Genomic DNA, 10864 nt, shown 5'->3' on the forward strand with positions numbered 1-10864 from the left:
TTACAAACCAAAAACTTTCAACACAGGCAACAAATAGTTAATCCAGTCCTTCGTTCCTCTCTGCTTATAAATAACTGTAGGATACTCCTTCTCTCTTTTGAATGTCCCATCCTTCTTGTATTCCTTACAAGTCCAGCTTCCATTTGGTTTCTCCTCACAGTGCATTGCTACTTTATCACTATTATCATAATATTCGATATAATATTCTGATGGTTTGGCTGGTTCATTAAGTTCACTACCTGCTATAAACTCGTATTTTAATTTGTTATTCTCATAAAATTTCTGTTTTTGTCCAACTGTACTGTTGTTTTTAAATTGCATTTCTGCAAATAAATTCCCTTTTTTATCATACAACAAAGACTTTCCATCAAGAATATTTTTATTTTTTGCTGAAATGTTTTCTAAATATTTAAGTTCACTTGATTTTATTCCATTTCTATAATATCCTATCGCATTTAATTTAATATCGTCTTTAAAAAACATTCTTAATGCTAAATTTCCATTTTCATAATAATCAAAACCTTCTCCCTGTATTCTTCCATTATAAAAAAAATACATTTGTTGAATATTTCCATTTTCACGATATATTTGAACACCTGTAAATGGAGTTTTTTCATCTTTATAATATAATAATCCATTTTTTCTTTGGACTAGTCTACTATCTTCATAAAACCTCTCAATTTTTTTATTTTTTAATTCATTATAATTGCTCAATTTTTCCATACCTTTTATTTCTGATAAATTTATTGAAAATAGTGAAAAGTTAAACAAAAAAAATATTAAAATAGTGTTTTTAATCATATTTATTACCTCTGCTTTCTGTTCCTGAAATAATCTCCTCAGCACTATCCCACAAATCCGCCACTCTATCCTTAAAAAATGATATTGGATCCCCCGCTTCTACAAATTTGGCGTTGTCTGTTACCTGCTCCAGTATTATTTCAAATTTCCCTTCTGATTTTTCACTTAAACTCAGAGTTTCTGAGTAGCTTAATAAGTTTACTTCTGGTATGTGGATGCATCTTATCGGGATTTCTCTATCTAGCATAAATTCTCCTTTCACTACAGCCCAAAAACCTTCAACACAGGCAGTAAATAGTTAATCCAGTCCTTCGTTCCTCTCTGCTTATAAATAACTGTCGGATACTCCTTCTCTCTTTTGAATGTCCCATCCTTCTTGTATTCCTTACAAGTCCAGCTTCCATTTGGTTTCTCTTCACAGTGCATTGCAACCTTATCGCTGTTGTCATAATATTCAATATAATATTGTGAGGGTTTTGCTGGTTCATTCCACTCTCCACCAGCAATAAACTCATATTTTAATCTATTGTTTTCATAAAATTTCTGTTTCTGCCCGACTGTACTGTCATTTTTAAACTGCATTTCTGCAAATAAATTTCCTTTTTTATCATATAACAAAGATTTACCATCTAAAATAGTTGTTCTATTATCTATTACTGGATCATTTAATAGATTTAATTCACCAGATTTAACCCCAGTTTCGTAATATGTAATTACTTTAACTTTGATCTGATTATCATAAAAAACTTTTCTATGTAATTTCCCATTTTTATAATATGTGTAACCTTCTCTTCCTATTTTTCCGTTTTCATAAAAATAAATTCCTTCAATATTTCTTCCATCTTCCTGATAAACTATTTGTGTCCCCGAAAATGGTTTATTTTCCCCCTTTAAATAAACTATTCCATTTTTTCTTTCTCCCTTACTGGAATCTCCTTTTACTATTCGTGGAGTTTCTATATTTTTTAATTCATTATAGTTACTTAATCTTTTTATACCTTCTGCCTGAGATAAACTAACTGCTAATAAAGGAAAAGAACAAAGTGTAAATAAAAAGATTTTAAAAATTTTTATCATTAATTTTCCCCCCTCCAATAATCTCCTCAGCACTATCCCACAAATCTGTCACTCTATTCTTAAAAAATGATATTGGATCCCCCGCTTCTACAAATTTGGCGTTGTCTGTTACCTGCTCCAGTATTATTTCAAATTTCCCTTCCGACTTTTCGCTTAAACTCAGGGTTTCTGAGTAGCTTAATAAGTTTACTTCTGGTATGTGGATGTATCTTACTGGTATTCCAAATTCTATTCCTATCAGTTCTTCCATCCATTCCTTTATGTCTCTTTGCTCTTTTTCCGCTTCATATTCCTTTTTGCTTTTTATCTGGCTTCTTTCCACTTCTTTTCTTTCTGATATTAGTTTGTTCTGTTCTGCTCTGTACGTTCGTATGTTATTTAGTGAGGCTGCATCTGATGTAGAACTTCCTAATACATCGTTTATATCATCCCTTTCTTTTTCTAATGCTTTTTTATTTTCTTCAGAAATTCCTGATACTGCTAATGAACTTGTTACTTTTCCTAATCTATCTCTCATTTCTGTCTCGCTTCCATATTGTTTTAACAACATTTCTTTTTTTAACTCTCTTTCTTTTACAGCTTTTATTTCTGTTTTTATTTTTTCATCCAACTCTTTTATTTTACTGTCTATTGATTCTAATTTTTGATTCACAAGCTGAAACCTGTATTCCCTGTCTGCATCACTTATGTCGTCCCAGTCATCTGAGCTTTCTTCTTTTTTAAATGGCTCATTTTCATTAAAGTATATCACCCACAGGCTCTTTGTTATCTTTTCGTATGTAGCTCCTATGTTTTTATCCATTAATCTAGGTGACTCGCTGTATTTTCCTGTTTGCTTTGATACATTTATTGCCTGTTTGTTTGTAAATTGCGGAGCAGCTGGTGCTTTATTTCCTCCATCTTTTTCGGCAGCTGACGTTTTTTTCTGTTCCTTATATGGATTTTTTTCTGGAACTTCTTTTACAGCGGCCCAGTTACTCAACTGATTTACAACCAGCAAGTTTGATAAATATTCTATTATATTTTTCCCCATCTTTCTTCTGTATGCCTTTTTTGCTTCACTTCCTAACTTGTCATAATTTAATATTCCATCTAAATCTGTATCCCCTTCTTCTATCCCAAAATCTATTGTTACAATCTTTCCTGTTATTTTTGTGTAAGTTCCTTCTATGAATTGTAAATATTTGAATTTGTCATTCATCCAATTTTTTATCGCTTTACTTATTACTCTTTTTTTCTTTTTACCATCTTTATCTTCTGTTTCTATTTCTTCTACTGTTTCTGTCTCCTCTATTTCTTTATTTCTCAAAATTAAGGAGGAAGCTTCATCACTTCCCTTTAAAAATTCTACATTGTCAACATAGCTTGGCAGTATAAGTATCTTACTGTCCATAACATCTTCGATAAAGCCTGCTTCAACTTTTAATTTTTTTACCATTTCTTCTACAGTCTTTACCTTTTTTACATCAAATATTGTTTTTAATAAATCCTTGTATTGTTTAAGATCTTTATACTGTTCATTTTTTAATATAATTTCACTTTGTTCCACAGGTAACAATAATACAAATGCTTTTATTTTAATCACTCCTTTTTTAAAATACTATCATTTCTCCAATTTTCAATGTTTCTTCAACACCAATTACTCCAACATGATTTTCCCACATTGTTCGTACTTTATAATCTAACGGAATAAATAATTCTGTCAGCAATTTTATTTTCATTCTATTTTCCTTTGTTTTTTTATAATTTACATACAAAACTATATTTCTTTTTTTTAATCTATCTAAATAAACTATAGAATCTAAAAATATTTCTTTAAAAACTCGTAAAAATATGTTCATACTGCTTTCCTCATCGTAATATTTTTTTAAATATTTTGCTACAATTCTCTTTTCATCTTTACTTAGATATTCAAAATATATTTTAGCATTTTCTCCAAATTCACCATTTTCAACATTTTTTGCAATAATTGATAAAATAATGTCGTATGCATTCATTCCTTCAAGCAAATCAATATTTCCAAATAAATGTAAAATCAAGTTATTTAATGCTTCTTTTGTTGCTTTCTCACTATCTGTATCACTTTCTGAATATTCCAATATGTAATCATTAAATCTCAAAAATGGATTTACAAAAATTTCATTTCCTGCTGCTGCATTATTTGACAATACATCATTATTTACTTCTAAATATGCTGAAATACTATTTTCAGGAATAATAAATCTTATATTTTTTTCTGATTTATCATTGTTTAAATAATCTTGTATTACGCTCCAAATATACTTATAATTTTCAGACTTATTTAACATATGTATCAACTACTTTAAAAATATATTGAGGAAAACAATATTCTAATTCACTTACTAAAAAAGACATTAATTTTACAAATTCTTCTTTTAAGATCCCATTATTTTTTATTTTTAATAATACACTTTGTTTGAGTTTGTCATCTAAATCAAAATCAAATTTAATAAATTTATTTAATCTTTCCAATTCTAAAAATTTTGTACTTTTTGGTATCGAAGCCGATACTTCTTCCACTTTCATACCATTGAATATTTCATAAGAATTTAAAAACCTTACTATTTCAGATTTTGTCCTTATTTTATTATTTAATTTTAATACTTGATTTTCTTTTTGTACATTAGAATAAATTTTAAAATTTAATTCATTTTCATATTTTATATTTGTAAAATCTGTTATTTCAAAAATATCCCAAATTAAATCCTGCTTCTTGTCTGACAGCACATTAACATTTCCTGCAATATCTCTGTATATTAAAAAAAATGGTATACCATTTTTGGATTTAATTAAAGCAATTTTATCTTTATTGTAATTTAACCTGTATCTATAAACCAGCCTTGTTTCATTTGGTTGAACAAAATCTTCTGACTGGGCAGTAGTTTCATTAATATTCCAAACCAAAAATACATCTTTTTTAGTTTTTTCTTCAAATTCTTCTAAATCATACTCTATATTTTGTACATTTTCTAAATTTAAATAACTTTTTTCAAAAGTTTCTAATATCACATTATAAAAATTATTGTTATAATATGAATTTACTGTTTTCCATTCCATACTATTATTTTGAAATAAATAATATAGATCTTCTATTATTTTATTATACTTTTCATTTTTTTGAAGTTTTATTCTTATTGGTATCTCATCTCCATCTTTTTCAATAAATCCATCAAAAACTCTATCCTGTATAACATTTTCCTCATCTTCGGAAAGTTCCATAAAAATAGTATCAATTACCATATCCTCATTCACAATAATATTTCTCATATTTTTATTATTATTTATTTTCTTTGAAAAAGTGTTAACATCGACTGGAGAAAAAATATTATCATTCAATCTATACTCTTCTTCATTCATAACAGTCATACAAATATATGGCTTTCTTTCTTCTGTTACCAAAGTTTCAAAAACTCTATTTTGAACACTATTAACTCTTCGCTCTAAATATTTTTCAATTTCCTCAAAATTTTCTAAAATATTATCTTTAAAAAATTTTTGCAATATTTCACTTTCAAAATCTAAAATTTCTCTTTTTAAAATATCTGTTATATTTTCCATAAATTACATCCCTTTTTTAATATAATAAATCCCTAATAAAGTATTAACACTAAAATTCCAATCTTTGTGTCCATCTTATCATACTATATACCTTTCTACATCTTTCCAATATCATTGCATCCTTCATTTTTTACAATAATCTCAATTAATCCCACCCCTTTTTAAAAAGATATTTTATTTACCCTAATTTTTCTGCTTCATTGTAACATGTCATAACTCGTCCATCGTTATAAATTCTTCTGCAATAACAGCTAAACAACGAGAATAACAATACTATTAAAAGCATACATTTCAATATTCTTTTCATTCTTTGCCTCACTCCTTTCACTTCTTTATTTTATTCAACAAAAATATAAATTAAATAATTTCACTAAAACAGCATATTCCATATTCCCAAAAACGCATTTATCCAAAAACTGTTATCCTTTTTCGGCTTATAAGTTGGAGATGTAAATTCATTTTTCAGTGTCCCATCCTTCTTGTATTCCTTACAATGCCACTCTCCACTTGATACCTCATCACAGTCAAGTTTTAATTTATCAGATTTATCAAAATACTCTTTAAAATAAGTCATAGTTTCCAATTTCTCTCCAACTTCTGCCGCTGAGATAAATTCATACTTTAACTTACCATTTTTAAACAATTTTTGTGGCAATCCATAAGCACTGTCATTTTTGAAATTAAGAATTCCTTTTATTTCTCCATTTTTTTCATAGGCTATTGACTCCCCTTCATTTATGTAGTGAATCATTCGTCCTCTATATTCCACTCTAACATTCATTTTGGCAGCTATTTTATTATTAGGATAATAATTTATTTTTATTCCATAATTATCTCTTACTTGTTCATAAATACTGTACATACCAGAGCCATTTTTGTGTTTAAATTCAGTCTTTATCAGTACATCATTATGGCTTGTATTTCTTGCTATTACCTTTCCATTTATATCATAAAGATAATTAGTTCCTTCTCGCTTTCCATTTTCATAAAAACCTAATGCATCTATTATACTGCCTTTTTTTCTTACAACCATACCAGTAAATGGGGTTGTTTCACCTGTTACAAAAACTAAATTTTTTTCCTCATCCCTTTTATAATTATCATAATCAATTATTCTTTCTACTTCAATATCTTTAATTTCATTATAATTACTTAGTCTTTTTGTTCCTTCTACTTCAGATATTTTTATAGCACTTAAATTGGAACAGAATATAAAAAATAATAACCAATCTATTAATTTATTACGGATTTTCATTTTTATTTCCACTGAATATACTACTAATCCCATCCCACACTTTCATTGCTCCTTTTTTTGCTAAAGTTATTGCACTTCCGACTTCTACATACTGCTCTCTGGCGAGGGACTGCTTTAATAGTATTTCAAATCTCCCTTCTGATTTTTCTGTCAATTCATATGTTTCCAAATATTTCAAAATTTCCACTTCTGGTACGTACATAAATCTAAATGGCACTCCCAGTTCTATTCCTAGCAGGCTTTCTGTCCATTGCTTTATATCTTCCTGCTTTCTATATGCCTCATAATTTGCCTGCCCATTTAATTTTTCTTTTTTAATTCGTTCTTTTTCCTCCAATAAAATTTTTTGCTTTTCCCTATATTTCTGAATATTTGTTAAAGTAAGTTCATCATCTTTACCTGTTTTTAATAATCCCAGTATCTTATCATTATAATCTTTTATTTCACCGTTTAATGTATCTAACCTTGTTTTTATTTCGGCATACTCATATCTTTCTTGAGCATCTTTTTCGCTTTCTATTTCTTTCTTTTCAGATACCTTGTCATCTTTGAAATACAGTATCAGCAAACTTTTTGTCAAGTTCCTATATGCCCGTATTGGTTCTGAAGGATTTCTGTCAGGCACCTTATCATCTTGCACAGCCCATTTTGTTATTTGATTTATTGCGGCTAAATTTGACAGATATTCTATCAATTTCTTCCCTGCTACTTGCCTAATTCTCTTTTTTTCATTTGAACCCATTTTAGAATAATTTTGCACTACATCTATTAATCCTTTTCTTTTAAATGCAGGTTCATTTGAAGAAATTGCTGTTTCTTCATCATCTAATACACTACTTGCTGTAGCCATTGCTGACATTTGAATATTTGCTGCTGTTCCACTTGCTGAATTATTTTTTGTTCCTTCTTCTTGACTTTTTTTCTTATTTTTACCCTCATCCAAATTAAAACTTACAATTCTTCCACCTATTTTTATTTTTGTACTGTTTGTAAATTTCAAATATTCATATCCTTCATCCCCTATCCTCATATTTGGCTTTAACATTGATAAAGGACTCATATCCAGTTCATCTTTTACAAATTCAACTGTATCTACATATGTCGGCAGTAACACTATTTCACTTACAGTTGATGATATTTCATTATACTTTTTTTTACATTCATTTACTGGATTCTCATTAAAATTTTCAACATATTTATCAACTTTTTTTAAAATAACTTCTCTTTTACTAATAGGAGAAAGTATTATTAACGCTTTCATTCTTTCACCTTCCTTACTTTATCATTTTTTCTTTTTCATAAAATTATAATTAATTTACTTACTTTAACAATATTTTTGTAGTCGCTAAATATATAATATCACCTGACTCAACCTTTATTGGCGTATTTCTTTTTAGTTTTACCTTACGTCTATCCGATTTTTTTTCAATTCCACTTCCATTTTGTGATCCTAAATCTTCATAATACCAAACTCCATTTACCTTATTCAAAACACCGTGTGTTCGACTTACAAGGTTAGAATAGATTCCTTCACTTATATCAATGTCTACTTTATTTCTAGGAGTTCTCTTCCCTATTAAAAGCGATGTTGCACGTCCCACTTTCCAAACTTTTATATCATAATCTTCTGAATTTTTTAAAATTATATCTTCCAGCTGATTTTTTTCAAGTTGATCAATTTCTTTAACCTTATCCAAAAATACTCCGTGTTCACGTTCTCTTTCTGTTTTGATTTCTTTTATTTCTTCCTCTATTTCAACTTTTTCTCTAAATCTTTCAATAATCAACAAATACAATGTTAAAACAATATAAATAAATATTGATACATAAAAACTTTTTACTGAATAGCCCGATAAATGTATATAAACAAATGTTAAAAATAAAACTATTAAAATAACTGTATTTCTTAATGTGAAAAAATTACTTTTTCTGCCACCTCTTGTTTCTAATTGCCTTTTTTCATAAATTTTTATTCCCTTATCAACAGATAAACTATTTTTTTCTTTTGAATCAGAATTTGCCAGTGAACCTGCAGAACGTCTTAAACTTTCAACTCGATAAAGACTTCCCCGTCCAACTGGCTGCCTAAATATTCCTCTTATTCTATTAACTGTACTTCTCAATCTCCACATCATTTATAAAATCCTCTTTCTTTTTTATTTCTTTTTTTTAGGATTAAAAAAATTTTCAAAACTATTTTGCATATTAACTTTATGCTCCCTTGCCTTATCTTTATTATTTTTTCCTAAATTATCAGTACTAAACATATTTTCAAACATATTTTTAATATCATTCGGATTAAAAGAAAAACTTGAGGAAGCAGATGAATAATTGTATTCATTTTTTCTTACATTTTCTTTATCTTTTGTATATTTTGTATTATTATTTATTTTTTCATCATATTTTTTTCTTTTTTCCTTATCTCCTAATATTTCGTATGCTTCAGAAATTTTTTTAAACATTTCTTCCGCTTTCTTGTTATCAGGATTTCTATCTGGATGGTATTTTAAAGCCAACTTTCTATATTTTGCCTTAATTTCTTCATAAGTTGCTACTCTTGAAACATCTAAAATTTCATAATAGTTCATAATAAACCAAATCTCCTGTATATATTTATTCAATTGTTATTTTTTGTGGAATAATTCTTTTCTTTTCTATTATTCTACGTTCTCTACCTAGTATTTGTAATATCCTTAAAAGATTTTCGTATAATTCTTCATTTGTGTAGTCTATATTACTTAAATCCAATTTTCTATTTATATAAGCAATTATTACTTCTCTTTCAACATCTCCTTGCAAGCAGTTCACATAAAAATTAACATCATAAATGTCCAGTTCTTCTTTTTTTGCAGCTTCCATTCCCCATAATTTTAATATTGTTGGATGCAATGTACCATTTATATGATTTGATGAATATTTAGTATTTATTATTTCTAGCAAGTTAAAATCTCTTCGCAAATCTGCAAAATTATTGTAATCATTTCTCAATTCCGCACCAACTCTTGTTATAAATCTAGTTATTTCTATTTCGTCGTCAGAAACATTATCATAACCTTTTTCCAAAATAAATTCGCCTTCTCTAACAAAATATTTTTCTTGTTTTATATTAGAATTCAATTTTAATTTTAAAGTGTATCTATCTTCTTCCATTGGCATATCAAATTTATAATCTTCAGCCATCCAATATATTTCGCCATTACATTTTATAATACCTTTATTTACAATCACAATTTTCTCTTCAATATTTGTAGTCAATTCAAATCCTGAAATAATCCCATCTTGATATTTTGAATAAGTTAAACTCAATATCTCAAGAGGGTTATCTCTTAATATTTCAAATACTTCTTTATCTACATTATGTCCTTTTTTAAATATTGGATATTTATTTAAAAACATATTCTTTTCCTCACTTTTCTTTATTCTATATATTTTTATTACTCTAATTTTTATCATACTTCAAGCCTTAGCTTTTTAAATAAAACTTTGAAGGAATCATTAATTATACTCTAACTTCTTTAACATCAAACTATTAAAATTAAATATTTTTGCAATTTGAGTAAAATAATCATAATTTTTAAGTTCAATTTTAAAGTAATTTTATACAACACAAAATTTATTTTTTATATAAATAATAAAAGGATAGAACTTAAAAGTTCTACCCCCAATTCCCAATTAAACCTCTTCTGTTGCTTGGTATCCGCCTTCAATAGCAACTTCTTTTACTTTTTCTTTTTTCTGTTTAATTTTCAATGAAAATGTCCCAGTTCCAGCTTGATTTCCGTATTCTTCAATATAATCTACGACAAAAACATTTGTCATATCAATTTTTCTCACCATTTGTCCTGCTGAAATAATTTCAAGACTTGCTTGTCTATAAGCATCTGCTGCTTCCGCTGGAACTAATGACCATTGAGCGACTTTTCTAGTATCGTCTTCTGCATCTCCAGTTGAAGCGGCTAATATTTTTCCACGAATTTCTAAAATAACTCCCAAGTCTGTTGCTCTCGCATTCGAGTCATCTGGTGTTTCAGAAATGTATTTCACATCCAAAATACTTTCTTTGTTCAACAAAATCTCATCATTTTGCCCTTTTACGATTAGTCTAAATCCCATAAAATTCCTCCTAATTTTTATTTTTTAACTATCTTAAAA

The 10864-nt window shown here is 27.7% G+C and carries 13 protein-coding genes; all 13 read right to left on the minus strand.

Annotated features, from left to right (window positions below; all coding sequences use genetic code 11):
• The gene (locus HW276_RS09740; protein ID WP_178938319.1) at window positions 1-801 is read right to left on the minus strand and encodes a toxin-antitoxin system YwqK family antitoxin; all 801 of its coding nucleotides are present in this window, start codon (window positions 799-801) and stop codon (window positions 1-3) included.
• Window positions 794-1048, minus strand: a complete 255-nt coding sequence (locus HW276_RS09745; protein WP_178938320.1) for a hypothetical protein — start codon at window positions 1046-1048, stop codon at window positions 794-796. Before HW276_RS09745 ends, HW276_RS09740 begins: the two co-directional genes overlap by 8 nt.
• A gap of 14 nt (window positions 1049-1062) precedes the next feature.
• Window positions 1063-1878, minus strand: a complete 816-nt coding sequence (locus HW276_RS09750; protein ID WP_146995868.1) for a toxin-antitoxin system YwqK family antitoxin — start codon at window positions 1876-1878, stop codon at window positions 1063-1065.
• Window positions 1862-3463 (minus strand): hypothetical protein, encoded by a 1602-nt coding sequence (locus HW276_RS09755; protein WP_178938321.1) that lies wholly within the window; start codon window positions 3461-3463, stop codon window positions 1862-1864. Before HW276_RS09755 ends, HW276_RS09750 begins: the two co-directional genes overlap by 17 nt.
• A 7-nt stretch (window positions 3464-3470) precedes the next feature.
• Window positions 3471-4187, minus strand: coding sequence for a hypothetical protein (locus HW276_RS09760; RefSeq protein WP_178938322.1), 717 nt, complete (start codon window positions 4185-4187; stop codon window positions 3471-3473).
• Window positions 4177-5457, minus strand: coding sequence for a hypothetical protein (locus tag HW276_RS09765; protein ID WP_178938323.1), 1281 nt, complete (start codon window positions 5455-5457; stop codon window positions 4177-4179). The genes HW276_RS09760 and HW276_RS09765 overlap by 11 nt, the downstream gene beginning before the upstream one ends.
• 178 nt (window positions 5458-5635) lie before the next feature.
• Window positions 5636-5764 (minus strand): hypothetical protein, encoded by a 129-nt coding sequence (locus HW276_RS11885; RefSeq protein WP_255460440.1) that lies wholly within the window; start codon window positions 5762-5764, stop codon window positions 5636-5638.
• A gap of 63 nt (window positions 5765-5827) precedes the next feature.
• Window positions 5828-6745 (minus strand): hypothetical protein, encoded by a 918-nt coding sequence (locus HW276_RS09770; RefSeq protein WP_178938324.1) that lies wholly within the window; start codon window positions 6743-6745, stop codon window positions 5828-5830.
• Window positions 6699-7973 (minus strand): hypothetical protein, encoded by a 1275-nt coding sequence (locus HW276_RS09775; protein WP_178938325.1) that lies wholly within the window; start codon window positions 7971-7973, stop codon window positions 6699-6701. The genes HW276_RS09770 and HW276_RS09775 overlap by 47 nt, the downstream gene beginning before the upstream one ends.
• A gap of 58 nt (window positions 7974-8031) precedes the next feature.
• Window positions 8032-8847 carry an FHA domain-containing protein gene (locus HW276_RS09780; RefSeq protein ID WP_178938326.1) on the minus strand — a complete coding sequence of 272 codons (816 nt, stop codon included), beginning with the start codon at window positions 8845-8847 and terminating at the stop codon, window positions 8032-8034.
• Between the two features lie 21 nt (window positions 8848-8868).
• A complete protein-coding gene (locus tag HW276_RS09785; RefSeq protein ID WP_178938327.1) occupies window positions 8869-9300 on the minus strand; it encodes a DnaJ domain-containing protein in 432 nt (143 codons plus the stop codon).
• A gap of 25 nt (window positions 9301-9325) precedes the next feature.
• Window positions 9326-10108: a hypothetical protein gene (locus tag HW276_RS09790; RefSeq protein ID WP_178938328.1), complete on the minus strand. Its 783-nt coding sequence runs from the start codon at window positions 10106-10108 to the stop codon at window positions 9326-9328.
• Window positions 10109-10384: 276 nt separating this feature from the next.
• Window positions 10385-10825 carry a hypothetical protein gene (locus HW276_RS09795; RefSeq protein ID WP_021747023.1) on the minus strand — a complete coding sequence of 147 codons (441 nt, stop codon included), beginning with the start codon at window positions 10823-10825 and terminating at the stop codon, window positions 10385-10387.
• Between the last annotated feature and the right edge of the window lie 39 nt (window positions 10826-10864).

Origin of the sequence: Leptotrichia sp. oral taxon 417 (assembly GCF_013394865.1) — a bacterium.
GTDB classification, from domain to species: Bacteria; Fusobacteriota; Fusobacteriia; order Fusobacteriales; family Leptotrichiaceae; genus Leptotrichia; species Leptotrichia wadei_A.